This window comes from Streptomyces griseoloalbus, assembly GCA_014650015.1.
GTDB lineage: Bacteria > Actinomycetota > Actinomycetes > Streptomycetales > Streptomycetaceae > Streptomyces > Streptomyces griseoloalbus.
Genome location: BMUD01000026.1, coordinates 81,898 through 105,052, shown reverse-complemented (window position 1 = coordinate 105,052; position 23,155 = coordinate 81,898). Strand labels below are relative to the sequence as shown.

Annotated in this window: 18 protein-coding genes and 1 pseudogene; 10 read left to right on the top strand and 9 right to left on the bottom strand. The window is 70.1% G+C overall.

The genetic code is table 11. The features are described from left to right. Positions 1–117 precede the first annotated feature (117 nt). The 3 genes from IE178_RS29970 to IE178_RS29960 all read right to left on the bottom strand — a co-directional run bounded on the left by IE178_RS29970 (position 118) and on the right by IE178_RS29960 (position 2,476). Positions 118–432, bottom strand: a complete 315-nt coding sequence (locus IE178_RS29970) for a thioredoxin family protein (RefSeq protein ID WP_184764724.1) — start codon at positions 430–432, stop codon at positions 118–120. A gap of 14 nt (positions 433–446) precedes the next feature. Then, entirely contained in the window at positions 447–875 is a 429-nt protein-coding gene (locus IE178_RS29965; RefSeq protein WP_193514462.1) for a MerR family transcriptional regulator, read from the bottom strand. A 206-nt stretch (positions 876–1,081) separates the two neighbouring features. Continuing rightward, positions 1,082–2,476 carry a cation:dicarboxylate symporter family transporter gene (locus IE178_RS29960; RefSeq protein ID WP_193514461.1) on the bottom strand — a complete coding sequence of 465 codons (1,395 nt, stop codon included), beginning with the start codon at positions 2,474–2,476 and terminating at the stop codon, positions 1,082–1,084. A 155-nt stretch (positions 2,477–2,631) separates the two neighbouring features. Between IE178_RS29960 and IE178_RS29955 the strand changes: the two genes are divergently transcribed. Together IE178_RS29955 and IE178_RS29950 are read left to right on the top strand one after the other, a co-directional pair. Then, positions 2,632–4,266: a sensor histidine kinase gene (locus IE178_RS29955; protein ID WP_193514460.1), complete on the top strand. Its 1,635-nt coding sequence runs from the start codon at positions 2,632–2,634 to the stop codon at positions 4,264–4,266. Beyond that, positions 4,263–4,958: a response regulator gene (locus IE178_RS29950; RefSeq protein ID WP_193514459.1), complete on the top strand. Its 696-nt coding sequence runs from the start codon at positions 4,263–4,265 to the stop codon at positions 4,956–4,958. The genes IE178_RS29955 and IE178_RS29950 overlap by 4 nt, the downstream gene beginning before the upstream one ends. Here the strand turns inward: IE178_RS29950 and IE178_RS29945 are convergent. After that, the gene (locus tag IE178_RS29945; protein WP_221492498.1) at positions 4,955–7,345 is read right to left on the bottom strand and encodes a tetratricopeptide repeat protein; all 2,391 of its coding nucleotides are present in this window, start codon (positions 7,343–7,345) and stop codon (positions 4,955–4,957) included. The genes IE178_RS29950 and IE178_RS29945 overlap by 4 nt on opposite strands. Positions 7,346–7,410: 65 nt before the next feature. Further along, positions 7,411–7,950 carry a hypothetical protein gene (locus IE178_RS29940; RefSeq protein ID WP_184764507.1) on the bottom strand — a complete coding sequence of 180 codons (540 nt, stop codon included), beginning with the start codon at positions 7,948–7,950 and terminating at the stop codon, positions 7,411–7,413. A gap of 33 nt (positions 7,951–7,983) precedes the next feature. On the opposite strand from IE178_RS29940, the gene IE178_RS29935 reads away from it, so the two are divergent. Both IE178_RS29935 and IE178_RS29930 read left to right on the top strand, forming a co-directional pair. Beyond that, complete coding sequence (locus IE178_RS29935; RefSeq protein WP_438874421.1) at positions 7,984–8,853, top strand: 5'-methylthioadenosine/S-adenosylhomocysteine nucleosidase family protein; 870 nt, start codon at positions 7,984–7,986, stop codon at positions 8,851–8,853. Positions 8,854–8,908: 55 nt separating this feature from the next. Next, positions 8,909–11,047 carry a tetratricopeptide repeat protein gene (locus IE178_RS29930; RefSeq protein ID WP_193514458.1) on the top strand — a complete coding sequence of 713 codons (2,139 nt, stop codon included), beginning with the start codon at positions 8,909–8,911 and terminating at the stop codon, positions 11,045–11,047. Between the two features lie 228 nt (positions 11,048–11,275). Here the strand turns inward: IE178_RS29930 and IE178_RS29925 are convergent, their stop codons facing one another. Together IE178_RS29925 and IE178_RS29920 are read right to left on the bottom strand one after the other, a co-directional pair. Beyond that, entirely contained in the window at positions 11,276–11,869 is a 594-nt protein-coding gene (locus IE178_RS29925) for a recombinase family protein (RefSeq protein ID WP_318280318.1), read from the bottom strand. A 51-nt stretch (positions 11,870–11,920) separates the two neighbouring features. Further along, a pseudogene (locus tag IE178_RS29920) lies at positions 11,921–13,132 on the bottom strand (IS3 family transposase). Between IE178_RS29920 and IE178_RS29915 the strand changes: the two are divergent. Beyond that, positions 13,123–13,992 (top strand): ABC transporter permease, encoded by an 870-nt coding sequence (locus tag IE178_RS29915; RefSeq protein WP_193514457.1) that lies wholly within the window; start codon positions 13,123–13,125, stop codon positions 13,990–13,992. The pseudogene IE178_RS29920 and the gene IE178_RS29915 overlap by 10 nt on opposite strands. A 107-nt stretch (positions 13,993–14,099) precedes the next feature. Here the strand turns inward: IE178_RS29915 and IE178_RS36335 are convergent, their stop codons facing one another. After that, entirely contained in the window at positions 14,100–14,681 is a 582-nt protein-coding gene (locus IE178_RS36335; protein ID WP_318280317.1) for a Tn3 family transposase, read from the bottom strand. A 92-nt stretch (positions 14,682–14,773) separates the two neighbouring features. Here IE178_RS36335 and IE178_RS29905 point away from each other — a divergent pair, with 92 nt between their 5' ends. Further along, the gene (locus tag IE178_RS29905) at positions 14,774–15,790 is read left to right on the top strand and encodes a hypothetical protein (RefSeq protein WP_193514456.1); all 1,017 of its coding nucleotides are present in this window, start codon (positions 14,774–14,776) and stop codon (positions 15,788–15,790) included. Between the two features lie 194 nt (positions 15,791–15,984). Beyond that, positions 15,985–16,899, top strand: coding sequence for a hypothetical protein (locus tag IE178_RS29900; RefSeq protein ID WP_193514455.1), 915 nt, complete (start codon positions 15,985–15,987; stop codon positions 16,897–16,899). A gap of 103 nt (positions 16,900–17,002) precedes the next feature. On the opposite strand, the gene IE178_RS29895 is transcribed toward IE178_RS29900, so the two are convergent. Next, positions 17,003–18,028, bottom strand: coding sequence for an ATP-dependent 6-phosphofructokinase (locus IE178_RS29895; RefSeq protein WP_184764511.1), 1,026 nt, complete (start codon positions 18,026–18,028; stop codon positions 17,003–17,005). Positions 18,029–18,230: 202 nt separating this feature from the next. Between IE178_RS29895 and pta the strand changes: the two genes are divergently transcribed. The 3 genes from pta (at position 18,231) to pyk (ending at position 23,084) form a co-directional block, all read left to right on the top strand. Further along, entirely contained in the window at positions 18,231–20,321 is a 2,091-nt protein-coding gene (pta, locus tag IE178_RS29890) for a phosphate acetyltransferase (protein ID WP_184764512.1), read from the top strand. After that, entirely contained in the window at positions 20,318–21,583 is a 1,266-nt protein-coding gene (locus tag IE178_RS29885) for an acetate kinase (RefSeq protein ID WP_193514454.1), read from the top strand. Before pta ends, IE178_RS29885 begins: the two co-directional genes overlap by 4 nt. A 73-nt stretch (positions 21,584–21,656) precedes the next feature. After that, positions 21,657–23,084, top strand: coding sequence for a pyruvate kinase (pyk, locus tag IE178_RS29880; protein ID WP_184764514.1), 1,428 nt, complete (start codon positions 21,657–21,659; stop codon positions 23,082–23,084). Positions 23,085–23,155: the final 71 nt, after the last annotated feature.

Genomic DNA, 23,155 nt, shown 5'->3' with positions numbered 1-23,155 from the left:
TTTTGAAGTCGCGAACCAATGAATATACGCAAAGAAAACCCCCGGGCGCAATTGCCCGGGGGTTTTCTTGTGTCGATCCACTGCCGATCCGCTGCCGATCGGCTGCCGATCCGCAGGTCAGAGCACGTCCGCCAGCTCCTCCAGCAGTCGCCGCTTGGGCCGGGCCCCCACCATCGACCGCAGCGGCTCCCCGTCGCGGAACACCATGAAGGTCGGCATCGACAGCACCTTGTACGCGTTGGTCGTTTCGGGATTGGCGTCCACATTCAGCTGGACCACCTTCAGCCGGCCGGCCTCCTCCGCGGCCAGCGCGCTCAGCACCGGGGCCATCTGCCGGCACGGCGGGCACCAGTCGGCCGTGAACTCCACCAGCACCGGCAGCCCCGCCCCGATCACCTCCGTCGCGAAGTCCGCGTCCGTCACCTCGGCCACACCACTCGCCCTGCTCACCGTTGCCGCCCTCCCAGTTCGCACACCGGCTCCGGACCTCCCGGAACCGCCGCGTCGGCGGCCAGCCCGTCCCGTGCCGACTCCGCTCGCGCCAGCTGTCGTCCGACCTGCGCGCGGACGGCCGTCAGCTCGCCGATCAGCGCGTCCAGCTCGTCCAGTTTGCGCCGGTACACCTGGAGCGACGCGGGGCACGCGTCGCCCTCGGGATGACCGGCCCGCAGGCACTCCACGAAGGGCCGGGTCTCCTCCAGGTCGAAGCCGAAGTCCTGGAGCGTCCGGATCTGCCGCAACAGCTTCAGATCACCCTCGTCGTACGTCCGGTATCCGTTGTCCGTCCGCCGCGCGGGCAGCAGCCCGCGCGCTTCGTAGTACCGCAGCGTCCGCGTGGTGGTCCCGGCCCGTGCGGCCAGCTCGCCGATTCGCATACCGCCGAACCTAAGCCTTGACGTCGGCGTCAGGGCAAGGGCGGACGGGACGGAAGCAGCCGAGCGGCCGGGCTCACGGGGGGAGAGCCTGACCGCTCGGCACTGTGGAGGCCCGGATACGGGCGGCGGGCCTCCGGCACCGGGCGGCTGGGCAACGGGGGAGTGTCCCAGCCGCCCGGGTCTGTGGGGGCTTGTGAAGTCGGCCGTCAGGCCTTGGCGAGTTCCTTCTCGCCGCCCTGCTCGGGCACCTCGGCGCGGGCGTCGTCGGAGCCCCCGGTGCCGTGGTCGTCCAGCAGGGTCTTCTCGTCGAAGGGGGCGCGGCCGGCCAGGACCTCGTCCACCCGGCCCCGGTCGATCTCCTTGGTCCAGGTGCCGATCAGGACGGTGGCGACGGCGTTGCCCGCGAAGTTGGTGAGGGCGCGGGCCTCGCTCATGAAGCGGTCGATGCCGACGATGAGGCCGATGCCGTCCACCAGGGCCGGCTTGTGCGACTGGAGGCCACCGGCCAGCGTGGCGAGACCGGCGCCGGAGACACCGGCCGCGCCCTTGGAGGCCACCAGCAGGAAGAGCAGCAGCGGGATCTGCTCGCCGATCGACATCGGCGTGCCCATGGCGTCGGCGATGAACAGCGAGGCCATGGTCATGTAGATCATGGTGCCGTCGAGGTTGAACGAGTAGCCGGTCGGGACGGTGATGCCGACCACCGGCTTGCTGACACCCAGGTGCTCCATCTTCGCGATGAGGCGCGGCAGCGCCGACTCCGACGAGGAGGTGGAGAGGATCAGCAGGAACTCGCGGCCCAGGTACTTGAAGAGCGAGAAGACGTTCACACCCGAGACGACGCGCAGCATCGTGCCCAGCACCAGGAAGATGAACAGGACGCAGGTGGTGTAGAAGCCGAGCATCAGCACGGCCAGGCTCTTGAGCGCGTCGACGCCGGCCGAGCCGGTGACCGCGGCGATGGCACCGAAGGCACCGATCGGGGCCGCCCACATGATCATCGCCAGGACGCGGAAGACCAGCCGCTGGATGTGCTCGATGCCGCGCAGGACGGGCTGCCCGGCGGAGCCCATGGCCTGCAGGGCGAAGCCGCAGAGCAGGGCGACCAGCAGGGTCTGCAAAACCTCGCCGGCGGTGAACGCGGAGACGATCGTGGTCGGGATGATGCCCATCAGGAAGTCGACGGTGCTCTTGGCCTCCGCGTCGACCTGCGCCTGACCGGTCTCCTTGACGGCGTCGGTGACCGCGAGACCCGTACCCGGGTCCAGGATGTTGCCGACGACCAGGCCGATGGCCAGCGCGACGACCGACATCACCATGAAGTAGGCCAGGGCGATACCGCCGACGGCGCCGACCTTGGCGGCCTTCCGCACCGAGCCGATGCCCAGCACGATCGTGCAGAAGATGATCGGCGAGATCATCATCTTGATCAGGTTCACGAAGCCGGTACCGAGCGGCTTCAGCTCGGTCGCGAAGTCGGGTGCGATCAGACCGACGGCGATACCGAGGGCGACCGCGATGATCACCGCGATGTAGAGATAGTGCGTGCGGTCCCGCTTGGCCTTGGGCTCGGCAGGTGCCGTAGCGGCTGTGCTGGTCACGGCGGCCCTCCTTGACGACGTCGTCGGCATCACCGGCGTGCGGCTCACGTCCGGGAGATGGGTATGGGGAATGCCGTGACTATGTCCTGCCTTGTGAGCGCGGTCACCCTTCCGTTCATTTAGTTCATCGTGGAAGGGGGAGGCAGACTGACGACATGCGCATCCCCGTCCCCGCCCCCCGCAGCCTCGCGGGCCAGCTCTTCGCCATGCAGGCCGTGCTCATCGCGGTCGTCGTGGCCGGGTACGCGCTGTTCACCTACGTCAGCGACCGCAGCCAGGCCGAGCAGGCGGCGGGCCGCCAGGCCACCTCGGTCGCCCGCACGGTCGCCGACTCCCCCTCCGTGCGGGAGGCGATCCGCACCGTTGCCCCCTCGGCGAGGCTCCAGCCGTACGCGCTGGCGGTGGTGCGCGACACCGACGTCGACTTCGTCACGATCATGGATCCGCGGGGCATCCGCTGGACCCACCCCGATCCGGACCAGATCGGCCTGGTCTTCCAGGGCCACACGGCCCCGGCGCTGCGGGGCCGCACCTTCACCGAGACCTACACCGGTACCCTCGGCCCGTCGGTCCGCGCGGTCACCCCGATCCGGGACGGCGAGCGGATCGTCGGCCTGGTCAGCGCGGGCATAAGGGTCGAGGAGATCAGCCAGCGCGCCCAGGGACAGCTGACCGCCCTGCTCGCGGTCGCGGCCGGCGCCCTCGGGCTCGGCGCGATCGGCACGTACGTGATCAACGCGCGGCTGCGCCGTCACACCCACGGCATGAACGCGACCGAACTCAGCCACATGCACGACTACCATCAGGCCGCGCTCCACGCCGTGCGCGAGGGGCTGCTGATGCTGGACGGGCAGTACAGGGTGGCGCTGATCAACGACGGCGGCCGGGAGCTGCTGGGCGTCGACCAGGAGGAGGACGTGGTGGGCAGATCGGTGGCGCGGCTGGACCTTCCGGCGCCGCTGACGGGCGCGCTGCTCGCCTCGGAGCCCCGGGTGGACGAGGTGCATCTGACGGCGGACCGGGTGCTGGTGGTGAACACCTCGCCGGTCACCGGCGGGCAGCAGCACGGCTCGGTGGTGACCCTGCGGGACGTGACCGAGCTCCAGTCGCTGATGGGCGAGCTGGACTCCGAGCGGGGCTTCACCCAGGCGCTGCGTTCACAGGCGCACGAGGCGGCGAACCGGCTGCACACCGTGGTCTCGCTGATCGAGCTGGGCCGGGCCGAGGAGGCGGTGGACTTCGCGACCGCCGAGCTGGAGCTGGCGCAGGCGCTCACCGACCAGGTGGTGGCGGCGGTGAGCGAGCCGGTGCTCGCGGCGCTGCTGCTGGGCAAGACGGCCCAGGCCAACGAGCGGGGCGTGGAGCTCGTGGTGTCGCCGGACAGCCGCATGGACGACGGCCTGCTGCCGGACACGCTGCCCGCCCGGGACCTGGTGACCATCCTCGGCAACCTGATCGACAACGCCGTGGACGCGGCGCAGGGCGGGGTGCGGCCCCGGGTGACGGTGACGGCGCTGACCGAGGACGGCTCGGAGCTGATCCTGCGGGTCGCCGACACCGGCCCCGGAGTGGACCCCGACCACACGGAGGCGGTCTTCCAGCGGGGCTTCTCGACCAAGCCGTCCGGGCCGGGCGGACGTGGCCTGGGTCTGGCGCTCGTACGGCAGGCGACGAGCCGGCACGGCGGGGCGCTGTCGGTGACCTCCGCGGACGAGGGCGGTGCGGTGTTCGAGGCCCGGCTGCCGCTGAAGGACGCCGCGGTCGCGAAGAGCCCGGGAGGCGTCATATGAGCGGGGAGCCCATCAGAGTGCTGGTGGTCGAGGACGATCCGGTGGCCGCCGACGCCCATGTGATGTACGTCGGCCGGGTGCCGGGCTTCGTCGCCGTGGGCAAGGCGCACACCGGGGCGGAGGCGCGGCGGGCACTGGAGCGGACACCCGTCGACCTGCTCCTCCTTGATCTGCACCTGCCCGATGTGCACGGACTCCAGCTGGCGCGCTCGCTGCGGGCGGCCGGCCACCACACCGACGTGATCGCGGTGACCTCGGCGCGGGACCTCACGGTCGTACGCGAAGGGGTGTCGCTGGGGGTCGTGCAGTACGTGCTGAAGCCGTTCACCTTCGCGACCCTGCGGGACCGGCTGGTGCGCTACGCCGAGTTCCGCGCGTCCGTGGGCGAGGCCAGCGGCCAGGACGAGGTGGACAGGGCGCTGGCGGCGTTGCGGGCGCCGGGGCCGGCCGCGCTGCCGAAGGGGTTGAGCGGGCCGACGCTGGAGCGGGTGACGGGGGCGCTGCGGGAGGCGGAGGACGGGCTGACCGCGGCGGGGGTCGCCGAGACCGTGGGGATCTCCCGGATCACGGCGCGGCGGTATCTGGAACATCTGGTGGAGGCGGGGAGGGCCGGGCGGGCTCCGGTTTATGGGCAGGTGGGGAGGCCGGAGCTGGTGTACCGGTGGGTTCGGGGGTTGGAGAAGGGGCGTTAGGGAGTGGTGGTGTCCAGGGCGGCGGCGTAGGTGCGGGCCTGGACGGCTTCGGCGGGGGCGTTGGCGCGGGTGTAGGCGTCGGCGGCCTGGAGGTAGGCGGCGCGGGCCTCGGCGGGGCGACGGGCGTCCTCGTGCACGCGGGCCAGGTTGTGGAGGGTCTGCCCCTCGCCGTACCAGTCCTCGAACTCCCGGCAGATCTCCAGGTCCTTGCCGTACGCCTCGACCGCCTCCTCCACCCGGCCCGCCTCCCACAGAGCGACGCCGAGGTTGTTCCACGCCCTGCCCTCGCCATGGCGATCCCCGGTGATCTGGTACAGGTCGCGGGAGCGGCTGTGGGCGTCGATCGCCTCCCCCGCCCGGCCCGCCACCCCCAGGGCGTTGCCGAGGTTGTTCCACGCCCTGGCCTCGCGGCGGCGGTCTCCGGCGTCCTGATGAAGGTCGCGGGAGCGGGTGTGGGCGTCGATCGCCTCCTCCACCCGGCCCGCCACCTGCAGGGCGAGGCCGAGGTGGTCCCACGCCAGGGCCTCGCCAACGCGATTTCCCGCGGCCTGGAACAGGTCGCGGGAGCGGGTGTGGGCGTCGATCGCCTCCCCCGCCCGGCCCGCCTTCCGCAGGGTGAGACCGAGGTGGTCCCACCCGATGGCCTCGTCCAGCCGGTCACCCGACCGGTGGGCGGCCTGCCGCGCCACCTCCGCCACGGCGATCAAGTCGTCGAAATACCGACGCCAGGACAGGTACTCCCCCAGACACTGGGCCAGCCGCACCGCCGCACCCGCGAACCGCTCCTCCCGCCCCCACCCCACCGCCGCGACCAGACCCGCCCGCTCACCGTCCAGCCACGCCAGCGCCTGCCCCCGGTCCTCGAACCGCTCCGGCTCCGCTGCCCCCGGCAGCCACCGCAACCGGTCATCAGCCGCATCCGCCCACCGCACGTAGAACCCCAGCACCCGCTCCCGCGCCGCCTCCCCCTCCTCCCGCAACCCCGCATCCCCCGCCACCACACCCACCCCGAACACCCGCACCAAGTCGTGCAACCGCCACCATCTGCGCCCGCTCCCCCGCTCAACGAGGTGTGCACGGGCCAATGCCTTGAGGTCGCGCACCGGAGGCTCCCCGACACCGACCAGCGCGGCGACGACCTCGTCACTCACCTCGGGTCCCGGAGCGAGGGCGAGCAGGCGCAGCAGCCGCGCGTGCTCGGGCGGCAGTCGGCGGTAGGAGAGCTCGAAGGCGGCGCGGACGCTGCGCTCGCCGTCGTGGAGGTGGTCGAGACGGTCATGGGACTCGGCCAGTTCCGCCACGAGTTCGGTCACCGGCTTGCCCGGGTCCTCCGCCAGCAGCGCGGCCGCGATCTGCAGGGCCAGCGGGAGGTGCCCGCAGAGGCCGGCGAGTCGCTCGGCCGTGTCGGGGTCGTCGACCACCCGGCTGTCGCACGGGTCGGCGATCCGCAGGGCACGGTCGAGGAGTTCGTACGCCTCCCTCGGGCTGAGCTGGTCCAGGGGAACGAGCCGCGCACCCAGTTGGGGCAGCCGGTCGCGTGACGTGGCCAGGACATGGTGCCGGGAGTCGCCCGGCAGGAGGGGCCGTACCTGGTCCGGCGAGGAGGCGTTGTCGGCCAGGACCAGCACCGCGCCGCGCTCGTGAGCCCGGGCGGCCAGCGTCGAACGGTAGAGCGCCGCCCGCTCGTCCGTCGTGGTGGGGATGTGTTCCGGCGGGGTGCCGAGGGCGCGCAGCAGAGCCTGGAGGGCACGGTCGGCGGTGACGGGCTCCCGGTCGTAGCCGTGCAGGTCGATGAAGAGGATCCCGCCGGGGAACCAGCCCCGTTCACGGGCCAGGTGCGCGGTCTCGACGGCGAGCGCGGTCTTGCCGATGCCGCCGAGACCGGACACGGCGGCGACGAGGGTCGCCGCCGACTCGGCCGGCCGCGCCCCGGCCGGGTCCAGCGCACGCAGCAGTTCCCTCGTCTCGCGCTCCCGGCCCGTGAACCCGCCGGGCCTCGGCGGCAGGCCGGCCACCGCCTCCGGGACGGCGGCCCCGCCCTGCTGGATCACGACCTGCACGCCGACCACCTCGCGCAGGAAGACCCCGCCCCGGAAGTCGGTGTGATCGCCGTCGTACCAGGACATCCCGCTTCCCGGCGCGGACCGCTCCATGACCCGCGCGACGGCACCGGCGACGCCCTGCGGATCGGCGGCGAGCAGGGCGGCCACCGCCTTACCCCACTCCTGTACGGCCTCCCGCCGTGCCGGGTCCTCCGCCGCCTTGGCGATCTCCCGGGCGGGTGCGCCGGCGTCGAGCCCCAGCGCCCGCGCCAGCTCCTCCACCGCCCGGCGTCCGCCGTCCCCACCCGCGCCCTCGGCCAGGGCCGTCAGCAGTGCCGCTTCCATACGCCGTACTCGCCCCCGTCGACAGCTGATGACCGTACGTCAAAGGTAGTGCGGTGATGAGGCGTTCATGCTGCCTTCGCGTACCACACAACCTGCGAGGCGAGCCCAGCCACGGCGAGCGCTTCCAGCACCGACAGCGCGACCATCAGCCCGCCACCCTCGCCGTTCGCCCAGAAGACGACCAGGGCGGCCAGCGGTACCGCACAGAACGCCGTCAGGTCGATCACGGTCTGAATCGCCTTACGGGACCGGCGCCGGGTGTCGCCGCGGTGGTACGCCTCCCACCCGAACGTCGTGAAACCACCCCCGTGCGCCGCGAGGCCGGCCAGCCGGGGTCCCAGATCGTCCCGGACGTAGAGACCGATCGCCGAGATCTTCTCGTCGTTGACGAGGTAGGTCCATCCGAGGACCACGCACACCGGCGGCAGCGCCAGGAGCATGGAGGGTTGCTTCGCCTGGGCCGCGGCGGCGATGACGGCGGCCACGACGGCCAGTGTCACGTAGAGGAGGTTGTCCCGGAACCCGATCCTCGCCTTCTGCTCGTCCTTCACACTCTGGTACTCGGCGAGCAGCAACTGCCCGACCGTAACGTCCTGTTCCGGCACTCGATTCCCTTCTCCCAGCTATAACTTATGACTATGCAGGAGACCCGGCCCACTGTTCTGGTCCTGACCGCACTCCCCCTCGAATACGCCGCTGTCCGCGCGCACGTCGAGGAGCGGGAGGAGTTGGTGCACCGTGACGGGACCCGAATCGAGTGGGGCCGACTGCCGGGTACTCCCTGGCACGTCGCCCTCGCCGAGCTGGGCATGGGCGCCGAACGGGCCGCCGCTCTCACCACACAGCTCATCGACTGGCGGCACCCCGAGGCCGTTTTCTTCGTCGGTGTCGCCGGCAGCCTGAAGGACGACGTCGAGATCGGCGACGTCGTCGTGGGCACGCAGGTGTACGAGATCCACGGCGGCAAGCAGACACCGGAGGGCTTCCTCGTCCGGCCGAAGGCCCTGCCCGGCTCGCACGCGCTCGAACAGGCGGCCCGTTCCGCCGTGCGGGACATGCCCGACGTACGGGCGCACTTCATGCCGATCGCCACGGGAGACGTCGTTCTGGCGGACGACGAGTCCGAGATCGCCCGGTTCATCCACAGGAACTACAACGACACGGGCGCGATCGAGATGGAAGGCTCCGGTGCGCTCCAGGCTGCCCACCTGAGCGGCCAGTTGAACGCCCTGGTGATCCGGGGCATCAGCGACCGCGCCGACGCCAAGAAGCACAAGGCCGACGCCTCGGGTTCGCAGATGCGCGCCGCCGAGCAGGCCGCGGCGGTGACGGTGGCGCTGCTGCGCAAGCACCGGCCCCGCGAGGGTTCCTCCGTTTCCTCCGACTCCGAGGAGGGTCCCCATCGGCACGGGGACGGCGGAGCGACGTACGGCGGAGACCACATCGACTTCCGGGGCGGCACTTTCCACGGCCCCGTCACCGGCAAGCAGAGTGGAGGGCAGCGGTAAGGGGACCGTCCACGGGCCTGTCCCGCGAGCGACCGCCACCCTCCCACCCCGCCCGATGGGCTTCACCGGCCGATCGGAGGATCTGGACCGCCTGCTCCCGCATCTCTCCCCCGGCGAGGACGACACGGCCGCGCTGCCGCTCCTCATCTTCGCCGTCACGGGCATGGGCGGCGTCGGCAAGACCGCGCTGGCCGTGGAGGTGGCGCACCGGGCCCGTGCAAAGGGCTGGTTCCCGGGCGGAACGCTCTTCGTGGACCTACGCGGGTACGACGAGGACCCGGCCACGGCTGATCAGGCGGTGCTGGCGCTGCTCGACGCGCTCGGCGTACGGAATGCGAACCTTCCAGCGACGACGGAGCGTCAGTACGACACGTATCGGGCGCTCCTCGCCGAACGACGGGACAGGATGCTGCTGATCCTGGACAACGCCTCGGATCCCGCCCAGTACCTGCCGCTTCTGCCCGGCACGGACCACCACCGGGTGCTCATCACCTCCCGGGACCGTCCCGACGCCCTCCCGGTACGCCTGATCGACCTGGAAACACTCACCCTGGACGACTCCGTCGCCCTCGTGACCCGTGCCCTGCACGACACCGACGAACGGGACGACCGCCCGGTGCGTGAACCCGAGGCACTGCGCGAGCTGGCCGATTTCTGCGGCCATTTGCCCTTGGCCCTCCAGATCGCGGCGGGGATGCTGCGTCGGCGGCGGCATCGTGACATCACCTCTCTGGTGGCAGAGATCCGCGAGGCCGGGGACGCGACCACCGTCCTCGACCACGGCAGCCCCGGGACGGACCTGTACGGACGCCCACTCGTCCTGCGGCCCGTGCTGGAGACCTCGTATCGCCGGCTGCCGCCCGACCTGGCACGGCTGTTGCGGCTGCTCTGTCTCGCTCCGGGCGCGGAGACCGGTACGGAGACGATCGCCGCCCTGGCCGGCCTCGAAACAGATGTGACACTGCCGCTGCTGGAGGACCTGGCCGCCGCGCATCTCGTCTCGTCGCTGCCCTCTGCCGACGGATCGGCCACCGGCATGCTGTGGCGCGTGCACGACCTGGTCCGGGCCTTCGGAACGGGTGTGGTGGCACGGGACGCGGAGTCACGGGAGGAGGGCGAGGCGGCGCGCGAGCGGGTCGTACGGTTCTACATCGAGCGGGCACATGCGGCGAGTGGCCTGCTGTCGGGGCTTCCGCGGGATCATCAGCGGCCTTTCACGGACCGGGCCCAGGCCGTGGCGTGGCTGGACAGGGAACGGTCAGGCCTCGTGGCGGCGGTGCAGTGGGCGCGGGAGGAGCGGTTCGCGGACACGGCGGCCCTGCTGGCGGACTGCCTGGCGCGCTATCTGAACTGGCGGCGGCACTTCGACGACGCCATCGCCGTCGCGCATGCCGCCAGGAAGGCCGCCCGCCAAGCCGGGGACCGGCGCCGCGAGGCGGGGGTGCTGAACGACCTCGGCCAGGCCCTGTCGAAGGCGGGCCGGACGGAGGAGGCGATCGACGCGTACACCCGCGCCCTCGACCTGTTCCAGACCATTGGAGACCGCCGTGAGGAAGCCGGGTTATGGAGCAACATCGGCAACGCCTTGGCCCTGGCGGGCCAGGCCAGGAAGGCGATCGCCGCCTACACCCGCGCCCGCGACCTGTTCCAGGACATCGGGGACCGCTACCACGAGGCCATGCTGTGGATGAGCCTGGGCGTCGCCCTGCGCGACGCGGGCCGGACGAAGAAGGCGATCAAGGCCTGCACCCGTGCCCGCTCGCTGTTCCAGGCCATGGGAGACGGCCTCGGCGAGGCCATGGCCTGGGGGAGTCTCGGAAATATCCTGGAGCGTGAGGGCAACGTGAAGGAGGCGATCACCGCGCACATGTGCGCCCGCGCCCTGTTCGCGGCCGCCGGCGACCGCTACGGCGAGGCCACGGAATGGGGCAACGTCGGCAACGCTCTGCATCGGGCGGGACGCGCGCGCGAGGCGATCGACGCACACGGCAAGTCCCTGGAGATCTTCCGGGAGTTCAAGGACTGGTACGGCGAAGCGGTGACCCTCGACAATCTTGCCGTGGCCCACAAGGCCGCCCGCCAGCACGACCAAGCCCGCGCCGCCCACCTCCAGGCCGCCGACGCCTTCACCCGGGCCAACGCCCCCACCGAAGCCGCCCAGGCCCGCGCCCGCGCCGCCGAACAACCGGAATGACTCGCCCACTCGGGCCGACCCACCTCCGCATACCTCCGGGTGTACTCAGCCACTGAAGAGCTCGCCATATAGCGTATGGAGGAACGGCCCCCGACCGCAGAAGAGGTTCACGCAGCCGGGGCGCTGCCCGTCCCGTCGGGGGAAGCGGGACGGGAGTCACATGTTGCTGCCCTTGCGCCTCGGCCCTGGAGTCCTAGCTCAGACACCAGCCGCAAACGAGCCGGATGATCACGCGCCCGCCGCCGTGGCGGCCTGTTCGTCGTGCTCCCGCAGCATCCGCATGACGGTGGCGGGCGAGGGGTGCTGGCCTCTCTTCGCGCCGGTGGTGATGACGAGGCGCTTGGCGATGTCGCGCAGGCCCATCTCCTGATCGCGTAGGTGGAGGGCCATTGACAACATGTCGTCGTCGGTGACCCCGGCGCCGCCGATGGTCTTGCCGCGCTTCCGCGCCGACTCTTGGCCTTCGAGAGTGCGGTCGCGAATGTACTCGCGCTCCGTGCCGGACATGGCCGCGAGCACGGTGAACACGATGCCGGAGGGGTCGTGCGGGCCCTTCAGCCCCCCGGTGAGGAACTCCAGGCCGACGTCGCTCGCCTTCAGCTCCTCGGCGAGCATGGCGAGTTGGATGCCGCGCCCGAGCCGCTTGTGCTCGTGGACGACGAGGGTGACGGCGACACCGGAGGAGCGGATCTCCCCGGCGAGCTTCACGGCGGCCTCCAACTCCGGTCGATTGGTGGCGCGGGTGGAGAGCGAATCGAATGCGGTGGGGAACCTGTCAAGATGGCGACCCTTCGGGGCATCTCGGCCCTGGCAATCACGCAGCTCTACGCGCCCTGAGCTGCCCCGAGTTTCGTAGAGTCCGGTGATCTTGTTTCAGGCGGACTGCGGGGTGGCTTGCTGTTGTCGCCACCAGTCGCGTTCGTACTCGGCGGGTGGTACGTAGTCGAGGGCGGAGTGGAGCCGTTCCTCGTTGTACCAGGTGACCCACTGGAAGATCGCCCGCTCGACCTGGTCGAAGTCCGCCACGGTCCTTGCATCTCGATCAGCCCGGCCTTGAAGGTGCCGTTCAGCGCCTCGGCCATCGCGTTGTCATACGAGTCCGCGACCGAGCCGACGGACGCGGCGGCCCCGATTTCGGCGAGCCGGCCGGTGTAGCGAGAAGACACATATTGCGACCCGCGGTCGCTGTGATGGACCAGCCCGGAGTCCTTCTTGATCCGGCGTCTCCACAGCGCCATCTCCAGTGCTTCCAGCGGAAGTTCAGTCCGCATGTGGTTCGCGACCTGCCATCCGGCGATCGTCCGGGAGAAGACGTCCAGGACGAACGCCACGTACACCCAGCCTGACCAGGTGCGGACATAGGTCATGTCGGCCACCCAGAGCTGGCCGGGCCGGCTCGCGGTGAAGTCACGGTCGACCAGGTCCGGCGGCCTGGGGGCCGACGGCTCCGGCACGGTGGTGCGGCGCCGCCGGCCGCGGATGACGCCTTCGAGGCCCGGCTCGGCCATCAGCCGCTCGACGGTGCAGCGTGCCACGTGGACGCCCTTGCGCCGCAGTGCGCGGGTGATCCGGCAAACGCCATAGGTGCCGCCGGAGTCGGCATGGACCTGTTCGATCAGCGGCATGAGCTGCTCGTCCCGCAGGCGGCGGGCCGACTTCGGCCGCTTCTTGCGCGCGTAGTACGCCGACTCGGACAGCCCCAGCACCCGGCAGGCGAACCCGACCCCGAGGCCCTTGTCCCTGAGGTGCTCGATCACTCCCCCAGAGGGGGCACCCCCAGCTCGGCCTCGTCCGGGGACGGTCGAGTTCCGCCGCAAAAATCGCGCTTGCGGCCTTCAGGATCTCGTTCGCTCGCCTCAACTCCGCGATTTCCCGCGGGAGTTGGCTCAGCTCTTCCCGCTCGGCGGTGGTCAGCCGGTCGTCGCGTTCGCCGGTGTCCGCCTCCGCTTGACGGACCCAGCCGCGCAGGGCCTCCTTGTGAATGCCCAGGTCCTTCGCGACATGCGCGATCGGACGGCCGGTCGTGCGGACCTCACGGACGGCCCGCTCACGGAGCTCGTCCGCATACTTACGTGGTGCTGGCACTGCTCGTGATTCTCCTTCGGGCCAGGATCATAAGCCTGGCTTCAGGGACTCCACGAAACCGGGGTCAGCTCACCGCCACCCACGCCTTCACCGACTCGGCGACCATGCTGCGCCGCCAGTTGCGGCACATGCTGCGCTACCCGACGCTCACCCTCACCGCCGCCGGGGTCCCGGTGATCTTCCTGCTGCTGTTCGTTTACGTCCTAGGCGGCATCCTCGGCAGCGGCCTCGGCGGGCCGTCGGGCGGCCGGGACACCTACGTGAACTACGTCGTCCCCGGCGTCATCCTGATGACCGCGGCCACCGCGGCCCAGGGCACCGCGATCTCGGTGGCCATCGACATGACCGAGGGCATCGTCGCCCGGTTCCGCACCATGGCGGCCATCGCCCGGGCATCGGTGCTCACCGGCCACGTGCTGGGCAGCCTGGCCCAGACCCTACTGAGCATGGCCATCGTCACCGGCGTCGCACTACTGGTGGGCTTCGAGCCCACTGCAGACTTCGGTGAATGGCTCGGCGTGATCGGCGTACTCCTGCTGATCATCTTCGCGCTTACCTGGCTGTCGGTCGCGCTGGCCATCATGGCCAAGAGCGTCACAGCCGCGAGCAACATGCTGACGCCACTGATGATCCTGCCGATGATGGGCAGCGGATTCGTCCCCACCGACTCGATGCCCGCCGGGCTCAAATGGTTCGCCGACTACCAGCCGTTCAACCTGTTCATCGAGACGCTGCGCGGGCTGCTGATGGGCACCCCGATCGGCAACAACGCAATTCTCGCCATCGGCTGGTGCGTCCTGATCGCCCTGGGCGGCTACCTGTGGGCCAAGAAGCTCTACAACCGGGAGCCCACGCAGTGAGCGGCTTAGTTGTCGGTTTTTGACCACCTAGCCGGTCGAGAAGAGTCCGCTCGGATTCGAGGCCGGCTCGGGGGGCGAGCGCCGGGTCGATGAAACCTGGAAGTCTCTCATCGTGGCTGCGTGCGTGATCGGTCGGCAGCGTCGGCAGATGCGCGGGGGCGGGGCACGGCGGCAACCGGTCCCAGGTCGAGCCGGGCGCCCATGTCCAGGCGGAAGGTGCCGTACGGGTTGACATTTGACCAGAACAGCGCGGTCAGGCCGCGCCGGTCCTCGTCCGAGAGTCTCGATGCCCACGCTGGTTCGGCCAGCACCTGCTGGATTAGCAAGGTATTGATGTGTACGAGCGCGGACTGGATCAGGTGCAAGGCGAGCATCGACGTCTCGACGTGCTCCTCGTCCGGCCCGGTCAGGGTGCCGTCCTTGCCGTAGTGAAGCACGGTGTTCGCGCTGACAACGGCCACGGCGACGCGGGCGACAGCGGCCGGGAGTTCCTTGCCCGGATCGTCGACCACTTCTGTACGGCGGTCGAGGACGGCAGCAACCCGTAGGGGCCGATGCTGGCCGAGGCTCCCATGCATGCCATCAGCCGATTTGCCCGCCCCTGGCACGGGAGAGATCCTGTTGTTGCTGTAGTCCGGCGCGTCCGACAGCAGCCGTCCGCCATTGCGCCGAAGGGCGCCGCCGGTCACCGGACCGATCCCGCGCGAGTTGAGAGGCACGCCCAGGAAGCGCGTCCCGTTTGCGCTGGTCCGCCAGGCTCCTCAGGCACCGGAGGACAGACATGCTGTGCCACGACTGGAAGACGAGGCGATGCTTCGTCATCGCCGTCGCCCTTGTGTTGACCACATTCTTCCCTCTGTGGCCGACTCCCTCGGTCGGGGCGTCGACCGGCGCTTCCCGGCAGGCCATGGAGAATCCGTCGGTCGACTCCACGGAAGAGTGGCAGCAAATGCCGCTTTCCGTTGGAAAGGGCGAGAAGTTCACCGTGTTCTACGTCTCCGGTTCGTGGACCGTGGACGTGCGAAACTTCCCCAGGGTCGGGCCCGACGGCTATGAGCCGGCCATCGACAGAGAGATCCACCAGCCCTGCAAGTTCGTCCCAGGTCAGCCGTTCGGGAAACTGCTGGGCCGCGCCGGAGAGAACGGCACGGAATTCCCGGTGGGGGCGGGCGGCACTCTGACCGCTCCATCGAGCGGCACCTTGTTCCTGCGCATCAACGACGCGGACCGCTGCCTCGGCGACAACGAGGGATCGATCACCGTCGCCATGGCGGGCGACGACGACGATGTGCGCCACCCGCTCTCCCGGCAGAATTTCGATGATTACTGCAAGGACCAAGGATTCGCAGCGGGTGTTGTCACGACGGGAAACGACGCGTACTCCGTGCGGTGCAAGAACAGCGACGGCAGCCTTCAAGGGTTCGACAACCCGGAAGAATTCCACAACTTCGTGACAGAGGTGTGCCAGTCGGCCTATGCCGATATCAGCGTGATGGACCGGCTGACCACCGTGAACGGAACGTACGGTGCCTGGGAGTGCATGAACCGCGCCTCCTACGCGGGAGTGCCCGATCTCCAGGGATGGTGCGGGTCCCGGGGGCTCAACCTGTTCCACAGGGCTGATGTCAGGTATGCCGCTTACGGCTGGACCTGTGTGAACGCCGACCGGACACACAGCGAGGGCATCTCCATGGCTCTGGTGTGCAAGAGCCAGTTCGGACAGGACGCCCTTGATCGCGTGTCCAATGTTCGGGCCAAGACTGTCGGAGACGCGTGGGATTGCCGGTATGTCAGGTAGGTGCGGGGTACGGCAGGAGCGATGACGACGGGGCTTGACAGATGACTCACATGCTCAGCGCCCGGGCACGGGCGGCGACGGTCGCGCTCCTGAGTGGGTTCCTGGCCTTGGCGATGACGATCTCCGTTCCCCCGGCGCAGGGATCCGTCGGAAGCGGAGAAGAGCGGGCGTCCAGGACGGAAGACGTCGAATGGATGAACCGGACCTACGAACTCACCTGCGACGACGAGGTCGACAAGCCGGTCCCGGTCACCTTGAGCGACGGAACCGGGACGGCGACGGACGATGCGATCGGACCGGAACGGTACTGGGAGGTACGCATCGAGCGGACCGTCCACGGCGTCCTGCCCCGCCTCGGCAAGGTCACGGCCATTGTCTTCCGCTGCGAGCCGCAGCCGACGAATTACTTCACAAAGGAGCTACGCGTCTACCGCAGCGGTGACGGAGCCGAGATCGGGCGCACGCCCACCTTTGACGTCTCCGGTTTTTCTCCGGAGTTCCGGCCGGAAACACTGAAAATCGAGGACGGTCGCCTGTCCGCCGATCTCGCGTTCTACGGAGAAAGGGACGCTCACGGCCACCCGTCGATACTCCGCCATGTCACCTGGGCCTGGGACGGCCGGGAGTTCGTGAAACGGTCCGAGACCGACCTGAGCCACACCGACCTCAGCCGTGAACAGGTAACAGTCGACGGAATAGGCCCCGCACGCATCGGCATGAGCGCGGAGCAGGTGGAGAAGGCCGTCGGTGCACCGCTCACCCTCGTCGGTGACGCCTCGCACTGCACCGACGGCACGTTGGCGGGAGCACCCGACGGACTGTCATTGATGTTCATGGAGAACTCCCTCGTCGCCGTGTCCGTGGAACCACCGGCAGCCGTCTCCACGGCCTCCGGGATGCGCGTCGGCACCACACGGGACGAGCTCTCCGACACCTACGGGGACGAGATCACCACGGATTCGGTGGAGGACGGCTCCGAGCGGCTGGTGTTCGCGCCCACCGCGCCACGGTTCGGCGGAAGGATCATCGTGTTCGACCTGAGCGACGGCCAGGTCGACCGGTTCGCCGCGGGAACACGCGACGCGGCGACCGTCGGTTCCTGTCTCTGACGAGCTCCAAACCGGACCCGGATGGATCCCCTGGCACGGGAGGGCGCGGGAGGGCGGGCAACCCTCCCACTCCCTCCCGCGCTCTCCCCGAAGCGCAGCCCTCCTAGAAGACCGACTCCGCCTCGTCCATCCGGTCCTTCGGGACCGTCTTCAGCTCGGTGACCGCCTCCGCCAGCGGCACCATCACGATGTCCGTGCCGCGCAGCGAGGTCATCTTGCCGAACTCGCCCCGGTGTGCCGCCTCCACCGCGTGCCAGCCGAAGCGGGTGGCGAGGACACGGTCGTACGCGGTCGGCACACCGCCACGCTGGACGTGGCCGAGGATGACCGGCTTGGACTCCTTGCCGAGCCGTCGCTCCAACTCGTACGCCAGGGCCGTACCGATGCCCTGGAAGCGCTCGTGGCCGAACTTGTCGATCTCGCCCTTGCCGTAGTCCATGGTGCCGTCGGCCGGGTGCGCGCCCTCGGCGACGCAGATCACCGCGAACTTCTTGCCGCGGGCGAAGCGTTCCTCGACCATCTTGACCAGCTGGGCCGGGTCGAAGGGGCGCTCGGGCAGGCAGATGCCGTGGGCGCCGGCGGCCATGCCGGACTCCAGGGCGATCCAGCCCGCGTGCCGGCCCATGACCTCGACGACCATCACGCGCTGGTGGGACTCGGCGGTGGTCTTCAGCCGGTCCATCGCCTCCGTCGCCACACCGACCGCCGTGTCGAAGCCGAAGGTGCGGTCCGTGGAGGAGATGTCGTTGTCGATCGTCTTCGGGACGCCGACCACCGGCAGACCCGCGTCGGAGAGCATGCGGGCCGCCGTGAGCGTGCCCTCGCCGCCGATCGGGATCAGCGCGTCGATGCCGAAGTCGCGGATCATGTCGGAGGCGTTCTCGCAGGCCTCGCGGAGGCGGTCGCGCTCCAGCCGGGAGGAGCCGAGTATGGTGCCGCCGCGCGCCAGGATGCCGCTGACCGCGTTGAGGTCGAGCGGCCGGTAGCGGCCGTCCAGCAGGCCGGAGTAGCCGTCCTCGAAGCCGATGACCTCGTCACCGTAGTTGTCCACCGCCCGGTGCACGACCGACCGGATCACTGCGTTCAGTCCAGGGCAGTCGCCGCCTGCGGTGAGCACTCCTATACGCATCGTGCTGTGTCTCCTGGTCGCTGTCGATACCGGTGAGCCAGTCCCGATTCTTTCACGTCCCCCCGGGCGCCGCCGACGCCGTACGGGCGGGCGTCCTAGCCAGCGCCGGAGGTATTGTCAAGAGGGATCTGCTCACCTAGGTGGGCGATTTTTGTGGCCTCGACGAAGACCTGTGCGGCCCCCGACGAAACGGAGAGCGCGCGTGACCCGCAGCGTGTACGTGACCGGTATCGACCGCGGCGACGGCCGCCAGGTCGTCGAGCTGGGCGTCATGGAGCTCCTGACCCGGCAGGTCGACCGGGTGGGCGTGTTCCGCCCCCTGGTGCACGACGGGCCCGACCGCCTGTTCGAACTGTTGCGCGCCCGCTACCGGCTCACCCAGGACCCGTCGACCGTCTACGGCCTCGACTACCAGGAGGCGTCCGCGCTCCAGGCCGAGCAGGGCACGGACGAACTGGTGTCCACCCTCGTCGACCGGTTCCACCGCGTCGCCCGCGACTACGACGTCGTCCTCGTCCTCGGCACCGACTACGCCGACACCCAGTTCCCCGACGAGCTGTCCCTGAACGCCCGGCTCGCCAACGAGTTCGGCGCCTCGGTGATCCCGGTCGTCGGCGGCCGGAAGCAGACCGCCGAGTCGGTGCTCGCCGAGACCCGCAACGCCTACCGCGCCTACGACACCCTGGGCTGCGACGTGCTCGCCACCGTGGTCAACCGGGTCGCCCGCGAGGACCGGGACGAGATCGCCGAGCGGCTCGCCACCCGCCTGCCCGTGCCCTGCTACGTCCTGCCGGACGAGCCGGCGCTGTCCGCCCCGACCGTCTCCCAGATCGCGCACACCCTCGGCGCGAAGGTGGTGCTCGGCGACGACTCCGGGCTCGCCCGCGACGCCCTGGACTTCGTCTTCGGCGGGGCGATGCTGCCGAACTTCCTCGCCGCCCTGACGCCGGGCTGTCTGGTGGTCACCCCGGGCGACCGCGCCGACCTCGTCGTCGGCGCGCTGGCCTCGCACAGCGCCGGCACCCCGCCGATAGCCGGGGTGCTGCTCACCCTGGACGAGGTCCCCGCCGACCACATCCTCACCCTCGCCGCCCGCCTCGCCCCCGGCACCCCGGTGCTCTCGGTGCCCGGCACCAGCTTCCCCACCGCCGAGCAGCTCTTCTCCCTGGAGGGGAAGCTGAACGCGGCCACCCCGCGCAAGGCGGAGCGGGCGCTCGGCCTCTTCGAGCGGTACGCCGACACCGCGGAGCTGACCGAGCGGGTCTCCGCGCCCAGCAGCGACCGCGTCACCCCGATGATGTTCGAGCACAAACTGCTCGAACAGGCCCGCTCCGACCTGCGCCGGGTCGTCCTCCCCGAGGGCACCGAGGAGCGGGTGCTGCACGCGGCCGAGGTGCTGCTGCGCCGGGGCGTGTGCGAGCTGACCCTGCTCGGCGACGTCGACCAGATCCGCAAGAAGGCCGCCGACCTCGGCATCGACCTCGGCGACACCCAGCTGATCGACCCGGCCACCTCCGAGCTGCGCGACGCCTTCGCCGAGAAGTACGCGGCCCTGCGCGCCCACCGGGGCGTCACCGTGGAACTGGCCTACGACGTCGTCTCCGACGTGAACTACTTCGGCACGCTGATGGTGCAGGAGGGCCTCGCCGACGGCATGGTGTCCGGCTCGGTGCACTCCACGGCCGCGACCATCCGGCCGGCCTTCGAGATCATCAAGACCAGGCAGGACGCGCGGATCGTCTCCTCCGTCTTCTTCATGTGCCTGGCCGACAAGGTGCTCGTCTACGGCGACTGCGCGGTCAACCCCGACCCGGACGCCGAGCAGCTCGCCGACATCGCCGTGCAGTCGGCGGTCACGGCCGCGCGGTTCGGGGTGGAGCCGCGGCTCGCGATGCTGTCGTACTCGACGGGTACGTCCGGCTCCGGCGCCGACGTCGACAAGGTGCGCACCGCCACCGAGCTGGTGCGCTCGCGCCGGCCCGATCTGCGGATCGAGGGGCCGATCCAGTACGACGCCGCCGTGGAGCCGTCGGTCGCCGCGACCAAGCTGCCGGACTCCGAGGTCGCCGGGCAGGCGACGGTGCTGATCTTCCCCGACCTGAACACCGGCAACAACACGTACAAGGCCGTGCAGCGCTCGGCCGGCGCCATCGCCGTCGGACCGGTGCTCCAGGGTCTGCGCAAGCCGGTCAACGACCTGTCCCGGGGCGCCCTCGTCCAGGACATCGTCAACACCGTCGCCATCACGGCGATCCAGGCCCAGTCCCCGAGCGAGAAGGCGACCGCCCAGTGAGTCCGTCCCACCCGTCTCCCACCACCGCCCCGTCCGACGAGCCGCGCCCGACCCCTTCCACTCGCGTCCTCGTCCTCAACTCCGGCTCCTCGTCGGTGAAGTACCAGCTGCTGGACATGGGCGACGGCAGCCGGCTGGCCGCCGGGCTGGTCGAGCGGATCGGTGAGCGGACCTCCCTGCTACGGCACACGCCGCTCGCGGCGGGCGGCGGGACGCGGGAGCGGACCGGGCCGGTCGCCGACCACGACGCCGCGCTGAAGGCGATGGCCGAGGAGCTGGCCGCCGACGGGCTGGGGCTGGACTCCCCGGAGCTGGTCGCGATCGGCCACCGGGTGGTGCACGGCGGCAAGCGCTTCACCGAGCCGACGGTCGTCGACGACCGCGTCCTCGCCGAGATCGAGCGGCTGATCCCGGTGGCGCCGCTGCACAACCCGGCCAATCTGACCGGCATCCGCACGGCCATGGCGCTGCGGCCCGACCTGCCCCAGGTCGCCGTCTTCGACACCGCCTTCCACACCACGATGCCGGAGGCGGCAGCCCGTTACGCGATCGACGTGAAGACCGCCGACGAGCACCGGATCCGCCGCTACGGCTTCCACGGCACCTCGCACGCGTATGTGTCCCGGGCGACGGCGCGGCTGCTCGGCAGGGCGCCCGAGGAGGTCAACGTCATCGTGCTGCACCTGGGCAACGGGGCGTCCGCCTCCGCCGTACGGGGAGGGCGCTGTGTGGACACCTCCATGGGGCTGACCCCCTTGGAGGGGCTGGTGATGGGTACGCGGTCGGGAGACATGGACCCGGCCGTCATCTTCCATTTGATGCGTGTTGGCGGAATGTCCGCCGACGACATCGACACTCTTCTCAACAAGAAGAGCGGTCTCGTCGGACTGTGCGGTGACAACGACATGCGGGAGATCCGGCGCCGGATCGACGAGGGCGACGAGCAGGCGAAGCTCGCGTTCGACATCTACATTCACCGTCTGAAGAAGTACATCGGCGCCTATTACGCCGTTCTCGGGCGGGTGGACGCGGTGGCCTTCACCGCCGGGGTCGGCGAGAACGCCGCTCCGGTACGGGAGGCGGCCGTGGCGGGCCTGGAAGGGCTGGGCCTGGCGGTCGACGGCGAGCGCAACGCCGTACGCGGCGGGGAACCGCGGCTGATCTCGCCCGAGGGCGCGCGGGTCGCGGTGGCGGTGGTACCGACGGACGAGGAAATGGAGATCGCACGACAGACCTACGCACTGGTCGGAAAGAACAACTGAGCAGGGACTTCCTCATTTGTATTTTCCGCCAGACGGAATATTCCGTAGCGAAACAAACCGATAGGATCGTCCCATGCGCCGTTCGAAAATCGTCTGTACTCTCGGCCCCGCGGTCGACTCCCACGAGCAGCTCGTCGCTCTGATAGAAGCCGGCATGAACGTGGCCCGCTTCAACTTCAGCCACGGCTCGCACGCCGAGCACCAGGGCCGGTACGACCGGGTCCGTGCCGCCGCCAAGGAGACGGGCAGGGCCATCGGTGTCCTCGCCGACCTCCAGGGCCCGAAGATCCGCCTGGAGACCTTCGCGGAAGGTCCCGTCGAGCTGGTGCGCGGTGACGAGTTCACGATCACCACCGAGGACGTCCCGGGTGACAGGACGATCTGCGGGACGACCTACAAGGGCCTGCCCGGTGACGTGTCCAAGGGCGACCAGATCCTGATCAACGACGGCAACGTCGAGCTGAAGGTCACCGAGGTCGACGGCTCCCGGGTGCGGACGATCGTCATCGAGGGCGGCGTCATCTCCGACCACAAGGGCATCAACCTGCCCGGCACGGCGGTGAACGTCCCCGCGCTGTCCGAGAAGGACGTCGAGGACCTGCGCTTCGCCCTCCGGATGGGCTGCGACCTGGTCGCGCTGTCCTTCGTCCGGGACGCCAAGGACGTCGCCGACGTCCACCGCGTGATGGACGAGGAGGGGCGCCGCGTCCCCGTCATCGCCAAGGTGGAGAAGCCGCAGGCGGTGGAGAACATGGAGGACGTCGTGGCGGCCTTCGACGCCGTCATGGTCGCCCGCGGTGACCTGGCCGTCGAGTATCCGCTCGAGAAGGTCCCCATGGTGCAGAAGCGCCTGATCGAGCTGTGCCGGCGCAACGCCAAGCCGGTGATCGTGGCGACCCAGATGATGGAGTCGATGATCACCAACTCCCGTCCGACCCGCGCCGAGGCCTCCGACGTGGCCAACGCGATCCTGGACGGCGCCGACGCGGTGATGCTGTCGGCCGAGTCCAGCGTGGGCGCGTACCCGATCGAGACCGTGCGGACGATGTCGAAGATCGTCCAGGCGGCCGAGCAGGAGCTGCTCTCCAAGGGTCTGCAGCCGCTGGTGCCGGGCAAGAAGCCGCGCACCCAGGGCGGTTCGGTGGCCCGCGCCGCCTGCGAGATCGCCGACTTCCTGGGCGGCAAGGGCCTGGTGGCCTTCACGCAGTCCGGTGACACCGCCCGGCGGCTGTGCCGCTACCGCGTCGCGCAGCCGATCCTGGCGTTCACCACGGACGAGTCCACCCGCAACCAGCTGACGCTCAGCTGGGGCATCGAGCCGCACGTCGTGCCGTTCGTGAACAGCACCGACGAGATGGTCGAGCTGGTGGAGCAGGAGCTGGTCCGGCTGAGCCGGTTCAGCGAGGGCGACATCGTGGTGATCACCGCCGGTTCGCCGCCCGGTGTCCCCGGCACCACCAACATGGTCCGCGTCCACCACCTGGGCGGCCCGACCAGCTGACCCGCACCGGCCCGGTACGGCGCCGAGGGCGCTCCCTGCGGACAGGGGGCGCCCTCGGCGTTTTGTGCGGC

Coding starts and splice junctions, on each gene's coding strand:
- IE178_RS29965 (WP_193514462.1), bottom strand. CDS start 875: ATGCGAATCGGCGAGCTGGCCGCACGGGCCGGGACCACCACGCGGACG.
- IE178_RS29955 (WP_193514460.1), top strand. CDS start 2,632: ATGCGCATCCCCGTCCCCGCCCCCCGCAGCCTCGCGGGCCAGCTCTTC.
- IE178_RS29950 (WP_193514459.1), top strand. CDS start 4,263: ATGAGCGGGGAGCCCATCAGAGTGCTGGTGGTCGAGGACGATCCGGTG.
- IE178_RS29945 (WP_221492498.1), bottom strand. CDS start 7,345: ATGGAAGCGGCACTGCTGACGGCCCTGGCCGAGGGCGCGGGTGGGGAC.
- IE178_RS29935 (WP_438874421.1), top strand. CDS start 7,984: ATGCAGGAGACCCGGCCCACTGTTCTGGTCCTGACCGCACTCCCCCTC.
- IE178_RS29930 (WP_193514458.1), top strand. CDS start 8,909: ATGGGCTTCACCGGCCGATCGGAGGATCTGGACCGCCTGCTCCCGCAT.
- IE178_RS29905 (WP_193514456.1), top strand. CDS start 14,774: ATGCTGTGCCACGACTGGAAGACGAGGCGATGCTTCGTCATCGCCGTC.
- IE178_RS29900 (WP_193514455.1), top strand. CDS start 15,985: ATGAACCGGACCTACGAACTCACCTGCGACGACGAGGTCGACAAGCCG.
- IE178_RS29895 (WP_184764511.1), bottom strand. CDS start 18,028: ATGCGTATAGGAGTGCTCACCGCAGGCGGCGACTGCCCTGGACTGAAC.
- pyk (WP_184764514.1), top strand. CDS start 21,657: ATGCGCCGTTCGAAAATCGTCTGTACTCTCGGCCCCGCGGTCGACTCC.